Origin of the sequence: Prochlorococcus sp. MIT 1223 (assembly GCF_034092465.1) — a bacterium.
Taxonomy (GTDB): domain Bacteria; phylum Cyanobacteriota; class Cyanobacteriia; order PCC-6307; family Cyanobiaceae; genus AG-402-N21.
Map to the genome: position 1 here is coordinate 587,525 of NZ_CP139303.1, position 21,233 is coordinate 608,757.

General features: G+C 34.9%; 20 protein-coding genes. 7 read left to right on the forward strand and 13 right to left on the reverse strand.

Features of this window, described 5'->3' with window-relative positions; all coding sequences use genetic code 11:
* Positions 1 to 3: 3 nt before the first annotated feature.
* Positions 4 to 1,086 (reverse strand): fatty acid desaturase, encoded by a 1,083-nt coding sequence (locus SOI85_RS03240; protein WP_320665105.1) that lies wholly within the window; start codon positions 1,084 to 1,086, stop codon positions 4 to 6.
* A 528-nt stretch (positions 1,087 to 1,614) separates the two neighbouring features.
* Here SOI85_RS03240 and SOI85_RS03245 point away from each other — a divergent pair.
* On the forward strand, positions 1,615 to 1,755 hold the full coding sequence (locus SOI85_RS03245; protein WP_320664796.1) for a hypothetical protein: 141 nt from the start codon (positions 1,615 to 1,617) through the stop codon (positions 1,753 to 1,755).
* A 296-nt stretch (positions 1,756 to 2,051) separates the two neighbouring features.
* Here SOI85_RS03245 and SOI85_RS03250 read toward each other — a convergent pair whose 3' ends face one another.
* The 4 genes from SOI85_RS03250 to SOI85_RS03265 all read right to left on the reverse strand — a co-directional run bounded on the left by SOI85_RS03250 (position 2,052) and on the right by SOI85_RS03265 (position 4,536).
* Positions 2,052 to 2,306, reverse strand: a complete 255-nt coding sequence (locus SOI85_RS03250) for a hypothetical protein (protein WP_320664797.1) — start codon at positions 2,304 to 2,306, stop codon at positions 2,052 to 2,054.
* Between the two features lie 60 nt (positions 2,307 to 2,366).
* A complete protein-coding gene (locus SOI85_RS03255) occupies positions 2,367 to 3,626 on the reverse strand; it encodes an NAD(P)/FAD-dependent oxidoreductase (RefSeq protein WP_320664798.1) in 1,260 nt (419 codons plus the stop codon).
* Positions 3,627 to 3,925: 299 nt separating this feature from the next.
* A complete protein-coding gene (locus SOI85_RS03260; protein WP_320664799.1) occupies positions 3,926 to 4,072 on the reverse strand; it encodes a hypothetical protein in 147 nt (48 codons plus the stop codon).
* A 290-nt stretch (positions 4,073 to 4,362) separates the two neighbouring features.
* Positions 4,363 to 4,536, reverse strand: coding sequence for a hypothetical protein (locus SOI85_RS03265; protein WP_320664800.1), 174 nt, complete (start codon positions 4,534 to 4,536; stop codon positions 4,363 to 4,365).
* 346 nt (positions 4,537 to 4,882) lie between these two features.
* On the opposite strand from SOI85_RS03265, the gene SOI85_RS03270 reads away from it, so the two are divergent.
* Entirely contained in the window at positions 4,883 to 5,092 is a 210-nt protein-coding gene (locus tag SOI85_RS03270; RefSeq protein WP_320664801.1) for a hypothetical protein, read from the forward strand.
* On the forward strand, positions 5,082 to 5,294 hold the full coding sequence (locus SOI85_RS03275; RefSeq protein WP_320664802.1) for a hypothetical protein: 213 nt from the start codon (positions 5,082 to 5,084) through the stop codon (positions 5,292 to 5,294). Before SOI85_RS03270 ends, SOI85_RS03275 begins: the two co-directional genes overlap by 11 nt.
* Positions 5,295 to 5,312: 18 nt before the next feature.
* On the opposite strand, the gene SOI85_RS03280 is transcribed toward SOI85_RS03275, so the two are convergent.
* From SOI85_RS03280 to SOI85_RS03300, 5 genes are all read right to left on the reverse strand, one after another.
* Complete coding sequence (locus tag SOI85_RS03280) at positions 5,313 to 6,011, reverse strand: peptidase E (RefSeq protein ID WP_320664803.1); 699 nt, start codon at positions 6,009 to 6,011, stop codon at positions 5,313 to 5,315.
* A gap of 109 nt (positions 6,012 to 6,120) precedes the next feature.
* Complete coding sequence (locus tag SOI85_RS03285; protein WP_320664804.1) at positions 6,121 to 6,864, reverse strand: amino acid ABC transporter ATP-binding protein; 744 nt, start codon at positions 6,862 to 6,864, stop codon at positions 6,121 to 6,123.
* A gap of 2 nt (positions 6,865 to 6,866) precedes the next feature.
* Positions 6,867 to 7,886 carry an amino acid ABC transporter permease gene (locus tag SOI85_RS03290; RefSeq protein ID WP_320664805.1) on the reverse strand — a complete coding sequence of 340 codons (1,020 nt, stop codon included), beginning with the start codon at positions 7,884 to 7,886 and terminating at the stop codon, positions 6,867 to 6,869.
* Positions 7,887 to 7,898: 12 nt separating this feature from the next.
* Positions 7,899 to 8,795 carry an ABC transporter permease subunit gene (locus SOI85_RS03295; protein ID WP_320664806.1) on the reverse strand — a complete coding sequence of 299 codons (897 nt, stop codon included), beginning with the start codon at positions 8,793 to 8,795 and terminating at the stop codon, positions 7,899 to 7,901.
* Between the two features lie 31 nt (positions 8,796 to 8,826).
* Positions 8,827 to 9,873: an amino acid ABC transporter substrate-binding protein gene (locus SOI85_RS03300; protein WP_320664807.1), complete on the reverse strand. Its 1,047-nt coding sequence runs from the start codon at positions 9,871 to 9,873 to the stop codon at positions 8,827 to 8,829.
* 593 nt (positions 9,874 to 10,466) lie between these two features.
* Here SOI85_RS03300 and murA point away from each other — a divergent pair.
* Positions 10,467 to 11,741 (forward strand): UDP-N-acetylglucosamine 1-carboxyvinyltransferase, encoded by a 1,275-nt coding sequence (gene murA / locus SOI85_RS03305; protein WP_414477805.1) that lies wholly within the window; start codon positions 10,467 to 10,469, stop codon positions 11,739 to 11,741.
* Between the two features lie 591 nt (positions 11,742 to 12,332).
* Here the strand turns inward: murA and ychF are convergent.
* Positions 12,333 to 13,424: a redox-regulated ATPase YchF gene (gene ychF / locus SOI85_RS03310; protein WP_320664809.1), complete on the reverse strand. Its 1,092-nt coding sequence runs from the start codon at positions 13,422 to 13,424 to the stop codon at positions 12,333 to 12,335.
* A gap of 147 nt (positions 13,425 to 13,571) precedes the next feature.
* Between ychF and SOI85_RS03315 the strand changes: the two genes are divergently transcribed.
* Positions 13,572 to 14,651, forward strand: coding sequence for an efflux RND transporter periplasmic adaptor subunit (locus SOI85_RS03315; protein WP_320664810.1), 1,080 nt, complete (start codon positions 13,572 to 13,574; stop codon positions 14,649 to 14,651).
* 25 nt (positions 14,652 to 14,676) lie between these two features.
* Positions 14,677 to 17,637, forward strand: a complete 2,961-nt coding sequence (gene polA / locus SOI85_RS03320; RefSeq protein ID WP_320664811.1) for a DNA polymerase I — start codon at positions 14,677 to 14,679, stop codon at positions 17,635 to 17,637.
* Positions 17,638 to 17,701: 64 nt separating this feature from the next.
* Here polA and SOI85_RS03325 read toward each other — a convergent pair whose 3' ends face one another.
* Together SOI85_RS03325 and SOI85_RS03330 are read right to left on the reverse strand one after the other, a co-directional pair.
* Complete coding sequence (locus tag SOI85_RS03325) at positions 17,702 to 17,854, reverse strand: hypothetical protein (RefSeq protein WP_320664812.1); 153 nt, start codon at positions 17,852 to 17,854, stop codon at positions 17,702 to 17,704.
* A 188-nt stretch (positions 17,855 to 18,042) separates the two neighbouring features.
* On the reverse strand, positions 18,043 to 18,618 hold the full coding sequence (locus SOI85_RS03330) for a DUF2939 domain-containing protein (RefSeq protein WP_320664813.1): 576 nt from the start codon (positions 18,616 to 18,618) through the stop codon (positions 18,043 to 18,045).
* 1,099 nt (positions 18,619 to 19,717) lie between these two features.
* Here SOI85_RS03330 and cysS point away from each other — a divergent pair.
* Positions 19,718 to 21,217 (forward strand): cysteine--tRNA ligase, encoded by a 1,500-nt coding sequence (gene cysS / locus SOI85_RS03335; protein ID WP_320664814.1) that lies wholly within the window; start codon positions 19,718 to 19,720, stop codon positions 21,215 to 21,217.
* Positions 21,218 to 21,233 lie beyond the last annotated feature (16 nt).

The window sequence follows — 21,233 nt, forward strand, 5'->3', positions numbered from 1 at the left end:
TTATTATGTTTTCTGCCAAAAGTATCTTGATCTTCCTTCCTCAGGCCTTACAGCAATACAATTTCTAGCAATATTCCAAAGAGATTTATGTATTGGCATGGGATTAAAAAGATACACCTTTGGGAAAGCTCTTTTTATTGATTTGGTAGCAAGATTTGCGTAATAATGAGGAATAGTAGGTGAAATGTGATGTATTACATGTGTAGATCCAATTCGATGATGTAGAAAATCTATTATTCTTCCATATGGTCTATCAATTGAAAGAAAAGCACCCCTAATAAATGAAAATTCATCCCCAGCAAGGTGAGGGACGTCTGTATCTGTATGGTGAAGCCACGTATAAACTACAAGCCAACAATTAACTACCAAAAGAGGTCCAATATACATTGCTATTAAAGGAACAATTCCAAAGGAATTTCCAAAAGCAATAATAACTAGAAAAACTATTCCTACACCAAAATCAGAAATCCAAACTTTCTTTTTCCAAATAGATGGCCAAAGTTCCTGAGAGAAAGGCTCTATAGGCCAAAAATGATTTGACATTCCATACCTAGGTCCTCCAGTTGCACCTGTTAGCAAATAAGCAGGCCATCCAAACGAAAGATGTAAGACCAGTTGAACAATTCCATATTTATTTTTCCCTAAAGCGCGAGAAAATTCTATTTCTTTTTCGCCTCCTGGCTTTTCTCCGATGGAATTATTCCCAATAACTAATGGGACGTGAGTCTCTCCATCTGTAATGTGATTAGTAAAGCGGTGATGAACTGCATGTGAGCGTTGCCATGAAAAGTAAGGGACTAGTAGAAAAGAGTGCAGAATGTACCCCACAAAAGTTTCAAGTTTTTTATTATCCGAAAAAGCTCCATGGCCACACTCATGAGCTAAAACCCAAAAGCCCATTGCTGTAGTACCAGAAATCAATGAGTAAAGAATCCAAATAGGAATCATTGAATAGGTATATGGGATAGAAAGTCCAATGGCTATCACGAAGGACTGTATAACTAGAGATTGCAAAAGATAGCCCAGTGATCTGAGAGTACTGCGGGTAAAGCAAATATCTGGAACAACCTGTGTTATTTGTTTCATACTAGGAATATCTTCAAGGCTAATTTCCAAGGCCTTTCCTTTTAGACCAGATAGACGAACTTCTTTAAAGATCTTTAAACGTGAATTACTTGTCACAACTTAAGCTTTTAGTTATAGTATTTTTTTGCAAAATTGATTGCAATCAGGTTGATCTGCTTATTTATAAAGAAATAGTAACCTGAGTTATTTCATATTAATAGATCTTCAAGAGAAAAAACGACTAGGTCTCTTGACCAATATTTTTGGATATAAATATTAAAATGAAAATCATTAAATCTCAAAGAGTCAGATTTCATCAAAAAACCTAATTTCAGGAGCTTTGGCCTTGAGAAGCAATATTAAGGTTGTGCTTTTGGAGACGTTCTCATTTAGTCGATTATCGAGTCTATCCTCCCTTGCCTTTTATAGAGGTATTCCCTCTTACGAATTATTAGCCAACTAAATACGAAGATTTGAAATCTATTTATGATCATTGATCATTAAGTTTGTATGCTCATCCTGTTATCGATTCAAGTCTTAACCGTTTTTATGCCTTCACTATCATTCTCAACATTCGCCGTAGGAGAACTTAGTACCTCTGCAATCTTTGCTGGAGTGGCTTCTCTCGTTCTTTTCGCAGTCGTAGGATTAATTGCAGGACCAAATCTAGAAAAATTTGAAGAAGAGTAAAGGATGAAATAGCCACTAGGTACCATTCGACAAAAATGGTCCCACTATTTAGTGAATTTTAAAATTTGCCTATATAGCTAGTAAATCCATCTAGCTATATAGGCAAATTTTTTTAGGGATTAGTAATTATTGTAGATTGATTTACTGGCAAAAACTAACTATAGATTCTCTTTTCTGTATCAGGTCATTTTATAAATCAATATTCATTTAGCAAAAGTAAGTTCATATCAGTAAAAATTTATCTATATTAAATCAGAAAATATAATTAAAGAAAATAGAAATTCATCTTTTTAAAGCTAATTACTTCTATGGTTACAAATTTGATAAGCAAGAACAAAAGACTTTTCCCTAGAAATTTTATCCTTAGAAGGTGCTTCCGCTAGAAATCTTTCCTGCGCAATCGAGACACATTTATTCTTATGATCAACTAATTTAATTATTGGATTTATATAGATAGCAAATAAAATAAGAAAGCTTCCATAAGTAATAGAATTGCGATGTTTTTTCCACCATTCGTATCTATTTAAATGCAAATGCTTGATCAATTTCATGGTAGATTTTTTTTTATATTAGCAATTTATGCACTTTTTGCTATTTTTATTCTTATGTAATTAATCAATAAGATGTTTTTCTTCTAACTTGTTAGCTATTGCTTTGCCAGCAAGCCAACCACTAGTCCAACAATGTTGAAAATTGAAACCTCCTGTAACTCCATCAATATCAAGAATTTCTCCTGCAAAATATAATCCGCTACAACGATTACTCTCCATTGTTTTAAAATTAACTTCATCCAACTGAACCCCTCCAGCGGTAACGAACTCTTCTCCAAAAGGACCTTTGCCGATTATTTCTAAAGCATCACTTCTAAGAATTTCTACCAGTTTCCTTTCTTTAAAAGATGAGAAATTTGCCCATCTTAATTTATTAGAGATATCGGATTTATATAGCAAGTGAAGCCATAGTCTCTTTGGAATAAATTTAAAAGGGTGTACCCTAGATAAAGTTTGACATGGGTAATCATTTCTATACTGTTTGAGCAAGTCACTTATATATTCATTAGTATTGTTTACCCAGGCTATCCTCAATAAAGCTTTATATTTTATATTAAAAAGACTACGGGCGGCAAATGCAGATAATCTAAGTAAAGCTGGTCCGCTAATGCCCTTATGAGTAATTAATATGCGGCCTTCTTCCTCAAAAAGTTGATCTTCAAAATTGAGTGTTAATTTAACACTATCGACAGATATCCCTGCACAATTGAGAAGTGATTGATCACTTAATTTAAAACTAAATATAGAAGGCACCGAGGGGACTAATTCATGTCCTAAAGAAGATGCAATGCTCTTTCCTATTGGGTTGTCACCTGTTGCAAGTAAGACTTTATTGGAATAAAAGCAGCTCCCGTCTTTACATCTCAAAATAAACCGTCCTTTATCAATGGCTTCAACATCTATAACTGCTTTTTTCTTTAAACAAATTACACCTGCTCTGGAGGCTGATTGATGTAAGCAGCTAATCACTTCTCCAGATGAATTTGATTTAGGAAAGATTCGTCCATCTTTCTCAATAACAAGTTCCAACCCTCGTTCTTCAAACCAAGCAACAGCATCTCCAGTAGCGAAACGACTAAAAGCTGCTTTAAGTGGCAATTTTCCTCTTGGATAATTAGGGATCAGATCTGAAGGGACCCAGCTAGCATGAGTTACATTGCAACGTCCTCCTCCACTAATTCTGACCTTCTCAAGAGTTTTTCCTGCCGCTTCTAAAAGAATTACCGAAGTAACGCCTTCTTCCGCAGCTTTAATAGCCCCCATAAAGCCTGATGCCCCACCACCTACTACAGCTAATTGAAAATCTTTATTTAAATGCACTCTCAGGATTCAAATAATGAAGTAATTACTGCTAGGCAGATTAGATTAATTTTATGTCCTCACAGCATCTAATTACTATGAGAGATAATTAGATGTTTTTTGATTACTATTAACTAAATCTCACGACAAGATAATTAAAAAAAAATTAATGCATATAATTTTCATTGCTGTGGACTGTGTTTTAGGTGATTCTCATAGCTTTTTAAGGAGTCTTGCAGAATTTAACAATTAAAAGCCCCTTCAAGAAGAAGGGGCTTTTAATTGTTAAAAGAAAGCAGCTGCTTAATCAGCTTTTAAAACTATTTTTTTACTTCTGGAGCATTCATACCATCATAATCAGGTCCAACCATTACTCCGACAATTGCAAATAATACAATTGAGGCAATCCCAACCAAAATAGCTGTAGGAGCAGGTGTGCTTGTCAATCCAGCAAAAGTAGTGAGCATAATAATCACAAAATTTATCTAGCAAAAATACATTCCTAGGGGATAAAAAATGAAGAAGAGATTTATTTTGTAATTGATTTGTATCTAATGATCTAATCGTTACGATGCTTTGCAAACATTCTAAAAAAGACAAGTTACCAAAATCATAAGAATTTTTTATACGTAAAGGCTCAGAGAGGCCTCTTGCTATCTCAAAAGCTTGTTATCGATCCAACTAAAGCAATCAGAAGAGCAAGGCCTTCAGCAACATCAAAAGTCACTAACCAACAATTCTCAAAGGGCTCATAAGGCTAAGGGGCACCCTCAATAGAAGGTAATTCATTCTTGAGTTTCATATCTTTTTTTGATAGCTCACGAGTTTTGCTTGCTTCTATACAGTTATTCTTAAGTCTAAGAGTGTTAGGTATACTAGGTTTGATGACTACTTCACTGAGGAAAGCAAGACAACCTATGACGATAGACATTCTAAAAGCTCCAAATAGGTTATTCCCTAAATAGCTTCAGGCGTTGAAAAAGGGACATTAGAATACCCCATTTGAGCCCATACAATTGTTACGCCTTTAAAACAATTTCTGTTTTTCATCCCAAAGGTACATGGTTTAAATAAGAACTAGATCTGCATGTTTAACTACTTAAATTGAGCCGATATGGTCAATAATATCGTGAGCTATTACCTGGTTAATTGGCTGATAGTAATATTGTTATGTATAGCTGTAAGCTCTCTGATAGTCTCAATCAATATCAAATCAACTCCTCCAAAGATTATGGAAAAGAAACTTAAATTATTAGCTGAGAAAGCTATAAAGAGAAATGATTGATGCTTTTACACTAAAAGAATGCAAGAAAAACAAAGATATTCTTGAACTAAAAATCAAAAACCTTGAGTTCGCTATAGATAAATCAGAAAAGATGATTACAGAGTCTCAAATGGACCAGGAGACATTAAAATTCTTAAGACGCAAGCTTGCTCAATCAAAGCAAGACTTGGAAATTCTTTACTTGATCAAATATGAGCAATAACTTTCAATTCAATAATGCACACAAAGAATATCTCGCTGAGTTTTTTGACTGTGTTGATGCTGCCTGTTATGCATTACAAGAAGGTACCGGTTGTCCTGATGAAGCTATAGACCAATTACTTATGGAAGCAATTGGATCATGGCAAATACCTAACCTCGCGGAATTAGATCAAGCCCTTAAAGCTCAAGAACTAAAGACGTAACTTATACATATTTACCTTTCAAATACTAATACCAGTGTACGGCTTGGATATTATATTTTTTTTATTTAAAGAAACAAAGTAACTATTTTTCTTATCCCCAAAGCTTATAGATCTAAAGGGCTCACCATTTTTAAGATGCAATGCACAATTATCCTCAATTGCTATGCAACTATTTATATGCTTATCCAATAGAAGACTAGTTACATAAGGAATCCTACTTTCTTCTTCGTCATAATGAGGACAACATGTTCCTCTTACAAAATCCAAGCATTCAAGAATTGAAAGCTCTTTTTCCCAAGAATCAGTGATACCCTTCGTAAACCAACAAATTGCACCTGCGCTTACACCACTCATAATCACTCCTGCATCATAAGCATTTTTTAAAATTAGATCTAAGCCCCATTCTTTCCAAACAGCTAACATGCTCTTCGTATTTCCACCTCCTACATAAATAATATCTTGCTTATTGATATGGTCCTCCAAATCTATTGTCCTTTTAAATAAATCTATGTGTGTCGGTTTACACTCAAGCTTTGTAAATACATTATAAAAGCTAACCTTGTATGTATCACTATCTCCAGTAGCCGTTGGAATAAAGCAAATATTAGGATTCTTAACTTTGGAAAGATTAGTAATATATCTCTCAATTTTTAAATCCCTTAAAGATCTTCCAAAACCTCCTCCTCCTATAGCAATAATGTTTTTATCCTTATTCATCAAACTCATACTTTATAATTAATAGTATTATATCAATATTAGAAGAAGGACTAATCTCTTCTTCGTAAATTAAGCAGTAATAATTTGAAGTTAACTTATTAAGTAAAAACTATTTTCCAATTTGATTCAAAAATCTCCGACTTCTTTCATGTCTTGCATTAGTAAAGAAAATTTCAGGAGTAGACATCTCTATAACTTTACCTGAATCCATAAACAAAACCCTATCGGCAACTTCCTTTGCAAAACTAATCTCATGAGTAACGACAACCATTGTCATCCCTTTCATAGCAAGAGTACGTATAGCATCTAAAACTTCATTTACACGTTCAGGATCCAAAGCACTCGTTGGCTCATCAAACAAAAGCAGTTCAGGTTTTAATGCCAAAGATCTTGCTATAGCGACCCTTTGTTGTTCCCCTCCACTAAGTTGTCCCGGGAACTTATTGGCTTGCTGTAATATTCCCATTTGAGAGAGCAGAGACATCGCATGTTCCTCTACTTCCTTCCTATTAAGTTTCTGAACTTTGATCGGAGCAAGAGTTATATTGTCTAAAATTGAAAGATGTGGAAATAAATTAAACTGCTGAAACACCATACCTACTCTTTTTCTAATCTCCCGAACTTTCCGTTCATCCTGAGTTGAATAAAGTTGAATGCCTACAACATCAAGCATTCCAGAGTCAAAACTTTCCAATCCATTAAATGTTCTAATTAAAGTGCTCTTTCCTGAACCTGATGGTCCCATAACTACAAGAACCTCTCTTCTATTAACAGTCAAAGAAACATTATCAAGAGCAAGTAACCCTTTTGCATATGATTTCACAAGGTTTTTAGCTATGACTACTGGTTTCATGATTAATCAAGCATTGGTTTGCTAAAAGACATTGTTTTTTCAAGGTGCCTGGAAAGAAGAGCCATAAATGTGCATACAAACCAATAAACAAATGCAAGCCATAAATAAACTTCAATATAGCTTCCAATAAAGGCAGGGTTAGCTAATAAGCTTTGACTAATGCCAAGCAACTCTACTAATCCCAAGATTGCCATCAATGTTGTATTTTGAAGAAGTCCTATTGCTTGATTCCCAAGAGCAGGCAACGCAATTATTAGTGCTTGTGGAACAAGAATCAACCAAGTAATTTGCAACTTGCTAAGCCCCAAAGACTTAGCTGCCTCCTCCTGACTTATGGGTATTGACTGCAATCCACCACGTATATCTTCTGCTACATAAGCTGCAACAAATAATGAGAATGCAAATATAGCTCTTGAAACACGGTTAATTTCTAACCCCAAAGGAAGAAATAAAGGTATTAAGAGCTGACCAAAGAAAAGAACCGCTATAAGCGGAATAGCTCTTATGACCTCTATATAAATTGCACTTAGATATTTAACTATTGGTAATTCACTCTGCCGAGCTATCGCTAAAATAACTCCCAAGGGGAAGGCAATTAAAGAACTACACATCATCAAAAATATTGTAAGAGTTAACCCTCCCCAAGATCTACTCGCCACAGGTAATATGCCTAACCCACCAGATAAAAGAAAAATCCCAAGAGGAACAACACCTATCCAAGTTAAAGGTAATATTTTGCGAAGCCACCACCAGCGGGGGCCCCAAATAGTCACAATTGAAAGACATATTAAAATAACTAACCAGGTAGCAGGTCTCCACCTTTGATCATCAGGAAAAATACCAAATAAATATAAAGGTAGATTTGCAGAGACTACTTCCCAATTAGCTTCTAAGAAAAACCATTTAAATGTAAAGCCAAAAAGAATAGCAATCGTGGTAAAGACAGCTAATGAGATATAGACTTCAAAAGGACGTGAAACAAATATTCGCCTATAGAAATCACGTAATTTATCTCTTTTCATAGGAATAATCGTTTAACGTCTTTGATAGTTGAGAATAAATTTATTTACCACTTCCATTGCATTACTTATTATAAGATTAAGTAATAGAAAGCTAAGTAATAATAGAATAAACCCTTCGATAGCTCTCCCCGTTTGATTGATTACAGTATCACTAATTGCGTAGATATCTGAATACCCAACAGCAATTGCAAGAGTGCTATTTTTCGCAAGATTTAAATACTGACTAGTTAAACCAGGAAGGATTGCTGGAAGCGCTTGAGGAATTATAATTTTATATAGTCCATCGCTTTCTGACAGACCTAGACTCCTAAAAGCCTCCCATTGTCCTTTTTCAACTGAATTTATACCACCACGTACTACTTCGGAGATATATGCCCCAGTAAAGACACTAAGTCCAAGTAGTAATGCAGAGAATTCTGCCGATAAGGTAACACCCAAAAAATCCAAGCCCTGATTGGACATCGCTAAAATACCTCTAGCAGGAAAAAATAATGTGCCCTTAATTCCTAAGAATCCCACAAAATACCAACACATCAATTGCAAAAGGAGGGGCGTTTGCCTAATTAACATTACATAAGCTGCTGAAGTAACTCGAAGTAATGCATTAGTACCTGTACGCGCAAGTCCAACAAAAAAACCTATTAAAGTAGCTATTAATAAAGAGAGAAAAATAACTTTTAAACTATTCAGCCAACCAATAAATATAGCCCAGGCATAGCTGTCAGAGGGAGAGTAAGGTAAAGCATATTCAGCCAAAGCAAAGCTAGCTGGACGAGTTAACCAGGAAAAGCTAAACCCAAGACCTGTACGAATGAGATTTATAGATATGTTGTTAATCAATATCGACAACAACACAATCACTCCAGATACAATCCCAACTTGTAGCCAAAATCCCTTAAAGATTTTCATCTAATAAGTTAATAATTGCCTTTTATAAAGTTCAATTAAATGGTGGTGAAATTAGAATCCCACCACTATTGTAAAGTTGATTTAAGCCTCTAGGGATTGGTACATCGCTATTAGGTCCTAGGTGTCTATTATAAATCTCTCCATAATTACCAATAGAAGAAATTACATTGACTACAAAGTCATTGCTAAGGCCTAATTTTTCGCCAAGATCTCCTTCAACACCTAAAAAACGGCGTAATGATTTTAATTCAGGGTTTTCCCTTGCTAATTCTAGCTTGGCTCTAATATTTTCTTTTGTTATCCCCTTTTCTTCAGCCGCGATAAGTGAAAAGATAACCCAACGCATTGCATCTCCGAGTTTTTGATCGCCACCAATCGAGGCAGGAGAGAGAGGCTCCTTACTCAAAATATCCTCAAGAATAATATGATCTTTTGAATTTCTAAAACCTGATCGTGCTGCTGCTAGTTGAGATCGATCAGATGTCATAGCCGCACAGCGACCTTGTAAATATCCAGCAACTACCTGATTTAAGTCTTGATATTTAATAGGTGTATAAGGAAGAGATAAAGCTTCAAAAACATCATTTATATTTTGTTCAGTTGTTGTTCCCGAGCCCACACATATTGATTTATTCGCTAGATCGGAAATGTTTTTAATTCCACTATTTTTCTTCACCATAAGCCCCTGTCCATCATGAAATATAACCGGAGCAAATGTAAGACCATTCCCGGCTGATGAATCTCTGCTCAAGTTAAAAGTCGTATTTCGTGAAAGCAGGTCAACCTCTCCTGTCCTTACTGCAGTGAATCTTTCAGCCGCCGTGAGAGGTCTGTATTGAATATTTCCAGAGCTGCCTATAAAAGCAAAAGCAAAGGCCCTACAAATATCGACATCAATTCCTTGATAGTTTCCATCGCTTTTAAGAAAACTAAAGCCTGGTATTTTTCCACTAACACCACAAATAAGCTCATTACGTTTTTTTATCAACTCAAGCCTAGATTGATTCTTCTCGCTAGTTGAGGCACAGCCACTTATAAGCATTGAAATGGTTAGCATTCCAGCAAATAAACGTCTCATATTTTATGGTCCATGATTTTACAAGATATACCTAAACTAGTCCAAATAATCAAATGATTATTTTTTTTTTTCTAAATTAACTATTGGGAAATTAGAGGGAAACAAAAGGTATGGAGAAAAGAGTTTGGATGATCGGATATTTTGGAAGATCTAACATATCAGATCTGAACTAAAAACATAGAGTTAAAGAAGTAGAATGGTGAAATTTCATTCATCAAGAAATCATAGGGAAGAGTATTCTTCATAGGAAGCCGTGAAGAAATCACCTCTAAAAAAAATACTTCCATGAAGTTATAATTCACAAGCGATTATTTCAGTCTCTCTAGAGACTTGCATTAATCAAAATATGTATTTAAATATAATAAGTAATTATGTTTCAACTAAAATAACTAGCTCTTCAATGAAAATCGTGAAAATAATCCCCGGTTTTCAAAAAGCTTTTAAAGGTATTTTTTTCTCTAATTAATATCAATAAAATCTCTCTTTAGGAATAGAAAGGTTTGTCTTCAATAGAAAAAAAAATAAACGAGGTTTTGAGTAGTAAATCTTCTACTGGTTTTATAGATCCAATAAGATATAGAACAAATGAAGATATGCAAGTTTTAAAAGTTTCTGAAAGCAAAAGACTTTCTGGAGATATTAAAATTAGTGGGGCTAAAAACTCTGCTTTAGTACTAATAGCAGCATCCCTTCTCACCAAAGAATCTGTTCAAATAAGCAATGTTCCTAAACTAACTGATGTTTATTCAATGATAAAGCTACTTTTAGGCATAGGTGCAACGATCAGTGAAACATCAAATAAATTACTTTTGCAAACTAACCGAATAGATTTTCTAACAGAGAAATTAGATGTCGAAATAGTCCAGTCACTTAGAGCAAGCTTCTTTTGTATAGGACCTCTTCTTGCCAGATTCGGGGAACTTAGAATGCCATTACCGGGGGGGTGTCGGATAGGAGTAAGACCTATTGACGAGCATCTTAAAGGATTAAAAAGATTAGGGGCCAGTGTAAAGGTTGAGAAAGATCACATACTTGTAAAGGCCCTCAGTCCTGAAAAAAGATTGGTTGGAGCAAAAGTTAAATTCAATTGCAAAAGTGTTGGCGCTACAGAAACAATTCTAATGGCGGCAACACTTGCGCAAGGAAAAACGATTATTGAAAATTCTGCTCAAGAACCTGAGATTCAAGATTTAGCAAATATGCTGAGAAGAATGGGTGCGAAAATTAAAGGTGATGGAACTGATCGGATAGAAGTAGAAGGAGTCGATCAACTCAAAGGTTGTAGTCATACTGTAATGCCAGATCGAATTGAAGCAGGGACATTTCTGATTGCATCAGCTATTACACGTTGTCCTTTAACTATATCTCCTGTTATATATGAACATATTGAAGCTGTTATTTTCAAGCTAGAAGAGTCAGGTTGCTTAGTCAAAAAGAGCGATAACAGCATAAGTATATTCCCTATTAGAGATATAAAGTCGGTAGACATAACGACTCGACCTTACCCAGGATTTCCTACCGACTTACAAGCTCCTTTCATGGCACTTATGACTACAGCAAAAGGTACATCCAAAATAGAAGAAACGATTTTCGAGAAAAGGATGCATCATATTAATGAGCTCAATAAAATGGGGGCAAACATTGAGCTTCAAGGAAATACTGCTTTTGTAGTTGGAGTTAAAGAATTAAGGCCTTCTATTCTACAAGGGAAAGACTTAAGAGCATGCGCCGCCATAGTACTTGCTAGCCTTGTCGCTAGAGGTGAGAGCATAATTCAAGGATTAGAGCACCTCGATAGAGGATATGAGAATTTTGACATGAAGTTAAATAAAGCTGGGGCGTTTATTTCAAGATCTCGGACTTTCTAATCTACTTTTAAGAGTAGTTAGGTAGAGACTTATCTCTTTCAAGTTGGCATCATTCTGCTACTCCTATTAATAAGGCTAGGATAAAATCTATAGGGTGGAGTCAGAGCATTTCAACTTAAGTTTATCTTATATAACTAGTCCAGATAGCGATTAAGGGCTCTACCTATACTACTTAATCTATATTAATTATGGCGACAATAGTTATCCCAAAAAGTCTTAATAGCTGAGGAGAGGTTGTGGATGATATCGATTACTTAAATGTATGGATGATGAAATCTCCACTGCATCAGTCTTCTCTTGGAATTCCTCTATGCCCATTTTGCTTATCATCTTTCATCTCTTCCTTGGTTTTAGTATAGAAAGCAACCTCTTCTGGATCATTTGAACCAAGCTTATATCCCATGGTCACTATCAGATAAATTTTGTGTTTCCTATGTGCCGTTAGAGCCATTCATATAAAAAACATTGTTAATAGTCATAAGTTATCAAACTTGGAAAAGTTGTAATTCTATCTGCCCGACTACCTTCTTCCTATTATCAGAAGAAGTATGATTAAGGTGTCTCATTGCCTGAGGGTATCAAGAAAATTACCTATACATTAAATAAGAATTCCATCACATCTCCTTCCTTTACTTCATAGTCTTTCCCTTCACTCCTCAACCAACCTTTATTTTTAGCTTCAACTAATGAACCAGCTTCAATAAATTTTTCATATCCTATTGTTTGAGCCCTTATAAAACCTTTTTCGAAATCTGTATGAATAACGCCTGCAGCCTGTGGAGCTTTCATGCCTTTCCTAAATGTCCAGGCCCTAGTTTCTTTTTCACCAGTAGTAAAATATGTTCTTAGGCCTAATAAATCATAAGTTTCTTTTATTAAGGATTTCAATCCACCCTCAAGGATACCTAATCCCTTTAAGTAATCTAGTCTTTCATCCTCGCCTAATTCAATCAATTCAGCCTCTACTTGCGCAGATACTCGTATAGTCCGAGCGTTTTCAAGCATAGCTATTTCATTCACACTATTAGAATTTTGATTTCCCAAAGATAATTCGTCTTCCTTTAAATTTGCAGCATAAATAATAGGCTTATCTGTTAACAAACCTAAAGGTCTAATTAATTCTTTTTCCTCTTTAGTGAGTTTAATACTCCTTACTGAACCTCCTTTTTCTAATTCTTGATAGATAGTCTGCAAAGCAGCATCTTCCAATTTAGCCTCTTCGTTTGTTCTTAAATTCTTCTTAAGTCTTTCTCGCCTTTTTTCTACTTGAGCTAAATCTGACAAACTTAATTCTAGATTAATAATTTCTATATCTCTAGCAGGGTTAACTGAACCGGATACATGTATTACATCATCATCTTCAAAACATCGCACGACATGAACAATTGCATCAACTTCACGAATATTCGCTAGAAATTTATTGCCTAAGCCTTCTCCTTTGCTTGCACCTTTAACCAACCCCGCAATATCAACAAATTCAATTCTTGCCGGGATTATAATTTTGCTTGCACTAAGTCTTCCAAGAATATCCAATCGATTATCTGGGACAGAAACTGAACCAACATTTGGTTCAATCGTACAAAAAGGAAAATTTGCTGCCTGTGCTTTTGCATTAGCCACTAAAGCATTAAATAAAGTTGACTTACCCACATTGGGAAGTCCTACAATTCCAGCCTTAAGCATTTTTGGATTTAATTTTCGTATAATGGACCAGAAATTCATCATATTCTCGATAAATCGAAAATAGAGTTAGAAAATTCCAGGTCATGTTTCAAGAATAAAACATCCTACATAAATCAAAACTTTTTACAGTCTTGCCTCAAACGAAAAATGTCTGAAGGAACAAATTCCAAAAAGAAAAAAAAATTAATAATCCTTTCCACAGCTATATTTCTAGCGCTAAGTGGCGTCTTTTGGAAAGTCAAACCTGACAATGAAAGCAATAGAGATATAAGGAGCTTCACCACTATTGCAAAGGAAGGGACACTGCCTGGATTAATTACTGCAAGCGGTGAATTGCAATCAGAAAAGAGTGTAAATATAAGCCCAAAACGTCAAGGAATTTTAGAAGAAGTTTTTGTTGAGGCTGGCGACCAAGTTATAAAAGGTCAGCTTATAGCAAGAATGGACGATGGAGATTTGACCTATAAGCTAAATGAATTAAAAGCTGACTTCGAAAAACAAAAAACAAATTATATTAGAAGAAAATACTTGCTTCAGGAAGGTGCTATAAGTCAAGAAAACTATGATGACTATAAAAATCTTTTTTTAAAAAGCGAAGCCAAGCTAAATCAATTAGAAATACAGATAAATGACATAGATATTCGAGCCCCTTTTGAAGGCATCATTACTAGCAAATATGCAGTAGAAGGAGCTTTTGTCACTCCAACAAAAACTTCCACAAGTACTGGAAACGGAACTTCTCCACAGATTTCGATTGTGGAATTATCGCAAGGTCTTGAAGTAATTGCAAAAGTACCTGAAAGTGATATTGGACGAATTCAAGTTGGTCAAGACGCAACTGTAAGAGTTGACTCATTTCCAGAGAAACGCTTCCAAGCAAAAGTTCGAGACATTTCCCCAAGGGCAATAAAAAGCAATAATGTGACTTCCTTTGAAGTGACATTATTGCTTATCACTCCTCCACCAATTTTAAGAATAGGAATGAGTGCCGATATTGAATTCAATACTGGAGAGACATCAATAAGCACCTTGGTTCCGACTGTGGCAATTGTTACTCAGAAAGGTATGCCAGGATTACTTTTTGTTGGCGATAAAAAACAGCCAACCTTCAGACCAGTTGAACTAGGAGCTAGCAGTGGCAGCAAAACAGCAATACTTAATGGAGTAAACCCAGGAGATCAAATATTTATAGACTTACCTCCATGGTCTAAACAATCGAGAAATTAAGTAGCTACTTTTAAAAAGATTATTAATGAAAAAAAAAATTAAAAAACCAATATTACTCCTAGTAGATGGACACTCCTTAGCTTTCAGAAGCTTCTACGCCTTCAGCAAGGGAGGAGAAGGAGGACTTACAACAAAAGATGGTTTCCCTACAAGTGTTACATATGGATTTTTAAAAAGTCTTCTAGATAACTGCAAACTTCTTGGGCCAGAGGCTATCACTATTGCTTTTGACACTCCCGAACCAACGTTTAGGCATAAATCTGATCCCAATTACAAGGCAAATAGAGATGTTGCACCTGACATATTTTTTCAAGATTTAGAACAACTTCAGAAGATTCTTGAAAAAGCACTGAATATCTCTATGTGTTCAGTAGAAGGCTATGAAGCTGATGATGTACTTGGGACCCTGGCTTATCAAGCAATAAAAGATGGATGGTCAGTAAGGATTCTTACTGGGGATAGAGATCTCTTCCAATTGGTTAACGATTCACTTGATATAGCAGTGCTGTATATGGGAGGAGGACCATATTCTAAAAGTGGACAGCCATCTCTTATTAAAGAATCTGAGGTTATACAAAAGCTTGGTGTGATTCCTACAAAAGTTGTTGAGCTAAAAGCTTTAACAGGAGATAGTTCTGACAATATTCCTGGAATAAAAGGCGTAGGTCCTAAAACTGCGATTAATCTTTTGAAAGAAAATGGTGACTTAGATGGCATTTATACCTCACTGGAAAGACTTGAAGCATTAGGAGATAAAGCGACAAAAGGGTGCATTAAAGGAGCACTAAAAGCCAAGCTAAAAGTTGATAAAGATAATGCTTATCATTCAAAATATCTAGCAGAAATAATAAAGAAAGTTCCTATTAAAAAGCAACCTAATAGTCTACTTAGCAAAATAAATACAATAGAATTAAGAAATTCTCTTGAGGAATTAGAGCTTTTTAGCTTAGTACGTCAAATAGAAATTTTCAAAGCAACTTTTTCAGCTGGGGGTTATCTCTCCAATAAAGATCAGATAAAAGTTGATAACAATGAAATCAAGAGAAAGCCTCTTAGCATTAGTCAGAATAATTCAGAATCAATTAATAATTCGTCTATAGATATTAATCCTCAGATAATTAATACAGCAGATCAATTAACTAAGCTTGTTAGTAATTTAATGACCTATAAAGATATAGATTCACCTATTGCGATTGACACAGAAACAACAGATTTAAATCCTTTTAAAGCAGAACTTGTTGGAATAGGTTTGTGCTGGGGAGAAGGAAAGAAAGATTTGGCTTATATCCCTATCGGCCACAAATTACAGAATGAAATTTTTTCTCCTATTTCTAATAATCAACTTGGTCTAGATACCGTAATTAATGAGCTTAGACCTTGGCTTTCCAGTAATGAGCATCCTAAAGTACTGCAAAATGCAAAATATGATCGTTTAATACTTCTTAGACATGGAATAAACCTTGATGGAGTAACTATAGATACATTATTAGCCGATTACTTACTTGACGCAAGCAATAAACATAGCTTAGAAGAAATAGCAAAACGTGAATTTAGTTTTACACCTACCTCTTTCAATGAGATTGTTGATAAAGGTAAAACTTTTGCCGACGTCAGTATAGATTCAGCAAGTCTTTACTGTGGTATGGATGTTTATTTAACAAGAAAATTATCTAAAAGATTAAAGTCATCTCTTCAAGAAGTTGGCAATGAGTTAATCAAACTACTCTATGAAGTTGAACAACCTTTAGAGACAGTACTCGCCCATATGGAAAATACTGGGATAAGAATAGATGTACCCTACTTGCAGAAACTATCAAATTCTTTCCAAGAAAAACTTTCCTGCCTTGAAGGTGAAATCCAACAAGAAGCAGGGATAGATTTTAATTTAAATTCACCTAAGCAATTAGCAGAAGTTTTATTTGAAAACCTTAATCTCAACAAAAAAAAATCTAGGAAAACTAAAACAGGTTGGAGCACTGATGCTGCTGTATTAGAAAAACTATCTTCTGAACATACAATAATCCCTAAATTAATAGAACATCGAACAATCAGCAAACTTTTAAGTACTTACATTGACGCGCTTCCACAACTAGTTGAATCTGAAACACAAAGAGTGCATACAGATTTCAATCAAGCAGTAACAACGACAGGAAGATTAAGTAGCAGCAATCCCAATCTCCAAAACATTCCAAGTAGAACTGAATTCAGCAAGCAGATTCGTAAGGCTTTTTTACCTAAAGAAAACTGGAAATTACTTAGTGCAGATTATTCGCAAATTGAACTCCGTATTCTCGCTCACTTGTCAGAAGAAGAAGTTCTTCAAAAGGCATACAAAAACAAAGAGGATGTTCATTCTTTGACGGCAAAGTTATTACTAGAGAAGGACTCTATAAATGCAGACGAAAGGCGTCTAGGCAAGACAATAAATTTCGGTGTAATTTATGGAATGGGTGCACAACGCTTTGCTCGAGCCGCAGGCGTAACACAACAAGAAGCCAAAGATTTCCTGGCACGTTTTAAGGAAAGATATAAAAATATTTTTAAGTTCCTAGAACTTCAAGAAAAGCTTGCTTTAAGTAGAGGTTATGTAACCACTATTCTTGGTAGACGTAGATACTTTAATTTTGACAAAAGTGGGTTAGGACGACTACTAGGAAAAGATATAAATGAAATAGACCTTCTCACAGCACGCAGAGCAGGGATAGAAGCTCAGCAACTTAGAGCTGCAGCAAATGCCCCGATTCAAGGATCAAGTGCTGACATAATAAAAATTGCGATGCTGCAAATCAGTAGTAAATTAAAAGCATCTTCCTTGCCTGCAAATCTTTTATTACAAGTTCACGATGAGTTAGTACTAGAAGTAGATCCAAAAGCCTTAAATGAAGTCAAGCAAATAGTTGTTAATACAATGGAAAATGCATTAACTCTTAGTGTCCCTTTAACTGTAGAAACTGGTATTGGAAATAATTGGATGGAATGCAAGTAACAATTGCTCTCTTCATCTGAAATTTAAAGAAATAGAATAATTTGCTAATAAAGTTATCAGATTATTAAACGATCCACTCTCTAAGAAGAGCATCTGCATCCTTAATTTTATTTTCAACGCGGAGATTTTGAATTTGCTGTAATACACAGAAAGCAATTTCAGGATTCCTCTCTATAGAAACCTCATTTAACTCCGAAGATTCTGGTGTAGAGCTCATGTGTATTTAGAGTGAAACAGTTTTCTTGGGTAAAAAAGAACTATTTCTCGGACATATACAATATAAGACTAATGCATTAGCTCCCATTTTTTATCAAATCGTCTTCAATGAAAATCAATAGACTGATTTTCTAAAAGGAACAATATTTTCATCCCTCTAATCAATAGCTTATAATGCAAGGGTTAAATTTATTGAATCAACTCAGGAGGCAAGTCAATACGACTTAACTTCCAATGAAAAAGGCCTTCCCTCAACCAATAAGTTTTTATAGGTTGACTTAAATTATTTACTTTAGTACTTAAGATAAAGATATTCAGGCCCTGATAATAAAGATTTACTTTTATATCTTCCTCCTCCCATTGATCTTGATAGATTCTTGCATCTGTCAATAATTGGCCTTTATTAAGAAGTAATCTTAGACCATTATTTGTGACAGTGTAGTCAACTATTGAATCTACCATTTTCTCGAACACGGGATTAATCAGTGTCAATGAGAATGGAGATAATCTATTTCTATATTTGTTTAAAGCTTTATTTCTCAAGTTATTGGTCAATTGAGATTTAAGATCGCTTCTAAGCGAAGAGAAGTTTATATATTTATTAGCTTTTCTCGACTGCCTATTCTCTATCGCAGTTTTAAAAAAGAAGATTGATAAATATGGAGTAGAATAAAAGTATCCAAAGAAAATTAAAAAACTAATTACAAGGAGCCTGGTATTTAATTTATTAAATATTTTTATTGAAAATAAACTTTTCATCGGCATCCTAAATTAGTCTATTCTAAACAATGGTCTACTATTAACACTTTAGAAGTCCAACAATAAATACAGAATTATTTCCACAGGTATTTAATCCTATTAAAAATATCTTCTCTCAATTGCTTAGTTCAATATTCGTCTTTGGAGATTCACTTAACTCATAATTTCAATAGTTGTTTTTAGCAAAGTACTAATTATCTTACTTTTAAACTGATAATGCAATGGGCATTAAGGCTGATTGCATTAAATGTCAGAAAGGAGAAAAATAAGTTCAGAACTCGGAGGTACCAAATGTCGGTCGACACTCCACCTGAGTATCCCCCAGAAGTAATCTGACTTCTGGTTCCTGCTCCAACAGTCTCAATGACAAAGTAAGCTTGCGTCTGATGCGACAAAGACAATTGACATCTATCTAGGACAAGATGGATGTATTTTGCCAAGGATCAATGATTTAGGTGCGGCAAAACAATTAAGAACGTCAAATCAGTCGTATCTCTTCTGCATCGTATAGGTGCCCTCAAAAGAGATATAGCTTCACACCTAGAAAAATGGCCCCAGGTGCCAAAGCCAAGGTCTTCGAAAAGCTGGCGTAAATGCCATAAATAAAAAAGGGCCTCTTGGCCCTTTTTTATTTACAAGTTAATCAAGGAAAAAGCGTCTTTATTAAGTAAGTTTTCACGAGGTTAAGTATCAATGCATAAAGCTCATTAAGTTTAATTTTTGAGTTATTAGTAATTCGTTTACCTCTTTGATCAATGCACGCCTTCGCTCAACTCTGTGGAATAGTTGGATTTGCTCTTTATATTGTCTATTTCATTGGAGGAAAAAGCGACAATGACGGACAAGGAGTAAATCTTCCTGCTAAAAAGTAGTTTTAGCTTTTTCTCTCCTAAGGCTCAATTGAAAGATTAAAGCAAGTCTTCTTACTTCTTTGATTCAGGAGTGACAAGGCTTGCTTTTTAACGAGAACATCTTTCACTTTTTTTGAAGTTACTCAAATGAATGACTAGTCTAAAAAAGCCAACGGAATCTTCCCAACAAGGCAAAATAGAAACGAAGCTATCCAAGGAATCTCCAAAAGAAATTCCTAAAACCATATAAGACTGTGTCACTGAGGCTAACCAACACACTCACAAAGAAGAAAGAAGATTTCTTTTCTCTTGTACCCAATAAAGTAAGTATTTATTGTTGCGGGGTAACTGTTTATGACCTATGTCATATCGGTCATGCTCGCAGTTACATTGTTTGGGACATTTTAAGGAGATTTTTGACTTGGGAAGGGTTTGAAGTGACTTTTGTCCAAAATTTCACTGATATCGATGACAAAATCCTAAAGAAAGCCGCTGAAGAAGGTTGCTCCACAAATGAAATCACCGAAAGAAATATAAAGGCCTTTCATCGTGATATGGATTCATTAGGTATTTTGCGTCCAGATAGTATGCCTCGAGCCACCAATTGTATTGATGGCATATGCAATTTAATAAGAGAGTTAGAAGATAAAGGTGCTGCTTATTCAAAAAATGGAGATGTTTATTTTTCAGTTGAGAAGCACAAAGAATATGGGAAGTTAAGTCAAAGATCACTTGAAGAGCAGCAAATAGATGCTCATGGAAGGCTTACTAAAGGAGAGAAAGAAAACAAAAAAAATCAATTTGACTTTGCTTTATGGAAAAGTGCCAAAGAAGGTGAAACCAGCTTCCCCTCTCCATGGGGCGCTGGCAGACCTGGATGGCATATTGAATGTTCTGCAATGGTAAGGAAGGAACTCGGCGAAACAATTGACATTCACCTAGGTGGGTCTGATCTTGTCTTTCCCCATCATGAAAACGAAATAGCTCAATCCGAAACAGCTAATGGGAAAGAATTAGCTAAATATTGGCTTCACAATGGAATGGTGAATGTAGAAGGGAAAAAAATGAGTAAATCATTAGGTAACTTCAAGACAATTAGATCACTTCTAGAAAGTGGTTATTCCGCAATGAGTTTAAGATTATTTGTTTTACAAACTCATTACCGCAAACCACTAGACTTCACACAGGATGCACTCGATTCCGCAGCAAAAGGTTGGGATGGAATAAACTCAGCACTTTGCATTAGCCTTAAGTATTTTAATTATTTAAATTGGCCACATCCACATAAAGCAATTGAAGTGCTTGATAATCAATCAAAAGAGGAAGTTCTTACTGAAGAGTATTCCAAGCAATATCAAAGTTTTATTGAGGCAATGAATGATGATCTAAATACTTCAGCGGCACTTTCAGTAATCTTTCAAATTGCAAAGCCACTTCGATCACTTTCAAATAATATTGAAAGAGGCTCAATTGATGTAATTACTGAATTAGAAAAAGCAAAACATTATAATCGATGGAAATTCCTATTAAAATTAACTAATATTTTAGGACTAAAAGCAGAGATAAATAATATTAATCCTATTAATAAAGAGCTAAGCAATGAAGCAATAGAAACATTAATAAAAGAAAGAATTGATGCAAAACTATTAAGAGACTTCTCGAGAGCTGATCAGATAAGGGAAGTTTTAAGAAATAAAGGAATAGATCTTATTGATAAAAAAGATGGCACTACATCATGGATTTTCATTAAATAGATTTATCTTAATAAAA

What these genes read in the sequence shown, in the direction of transcription:
- SOI85_RS03270 (WP_320664801.1), top strand. Translation starts at nt 4,883, where the DNA reads ATGATTGATGCTTTTACACTAAAAGAATGCAAGAAAAACAAAGATATT.
- polA (WP_320664811.1), top strand. Translation starts at nt 14,677, where the DNA reads ATGAAAAAAAAAATTAAAAAACCAATATTACTCCTAGTAGATGGACAC.
- SOI85_RS03285 (WP_320664804.1), bottom strand. Translation starts at nt 6,864, where the DNA reads ATGAAACCAGTAGTCATAGCTAAAAACCTTGTGAAATCATATGCAAAA.
- SOI85_RS03250 (WP_320664797.1), bottom strand. Translation starts at nt 2,306, where the DNA reads ATGAAATTGATCAAGCATTTGCATTTAAATAGATACGAATGGTGGAAA.
- SOI85_RS03295 (WP_320664806.1), bottom strand. Translation starts at nt 8,795, where the DNA reads ATGAAAATCTTTAAGGGATTTTGGCTACAAGTTGGGATTGTATCTGGA.
- SOI85_RS03275 (WP_320664802.1), top strand. Translation starts at nt 5,082, where the DNA reads ATGAGCAATAACTTTCAATTCAATAATGCACACAAAGAATATCTCGCT.
- SOI85_RS03300 (WP_320664807.1), bottom strand. Translation starts at nt 9,873, where the DNA reads ATGAGACGTTTATTTGCTGGAATGCTAACCATTTCAATGCTTATAAGT.
- SOI85_RS03315 (WP_320664810.1), top strand. Translation starts at nt 13,572, where the DNA reads ATGTCTGAAGGAACAAATTCCAAAAAGAAAAAAAAATTAATAATCCTT.
- SOI85_RS03240 (WP_320665105.1), bottom strand. Translation starts at nt 1,086, where the DNA reads ATGAAACAAATAACACAGGTTGTTCCAGATATTTGCTTTACCCGCAGT.
- SOI85_RS03245 (WP_320664796.1), top strand. Translation starts at nt 1,615, where the DNA reads ATGCCTTCACTATCATTCTCAACATTCGCCGTAGGAGAACTTAGTACC.
- SOI85_RS03325 (WP_320664812.1), bottom strand. Translation starts at nt 17,854, where the DNA reads ATGAGCTCTACACCAGAATCTTCGGAGTTAAATGAGGTTTCTATAGAG.
- SOI85_RS03280 (WP_320664803.1), bottom strand. Translation starts at nt 6,011, where the DNA reads ATGAATAAGGATAAAAACATTATTGCTATAGGAGGAGGAGGTTTTGGA.
- SOI85_RS03260 (WP_320664799.1), bottom strand. Translation starts at nt 4,072, where the DNA reads ATGCTCACTACTTTTGCTGGATTGACAAGCACACCTGCTCCTACAGCT.
- SOI85_RS03265 (WP_320664800.1), bottom strand. Translation starts at nt 4,536, where the DNA reads ATGTCTATCGTCATAGGTTGTCTTGCTTTCCTCAGTGAAGTAGTCATC.
- SOI85_RS03290 (WP_320664805.1), bottom strand. Translation starts at nt 7,886, where the DNA reads ATGAAAAGAGATAAATTACGTGATTTCTATAGGCGAATATTTGTTTCA.
- murA (WP_414477805.1), top strand. Translation starts at nt 10,467, where the DNA reads ATGCAAGTTTTAAAAGTTTCTGAAAGCAAAAGACTTTCTGGAGATATT.
- ychF (WP_320664809.1), bottom strand. Translation starts at nt 13,424, where the DNA reads ATGCTTAAGGCTGGAATTGTAGGACTTCCCAATGTGGGTAAGTCAACT.
- SOI85_RS03330 (WP_320664813.1), bottom strand. Translation starts at nt 18,618, where the DNA reads ATGCCGATGAAAAGTTTATTTTCAATAAAAATATTTAATAAATTAAAT.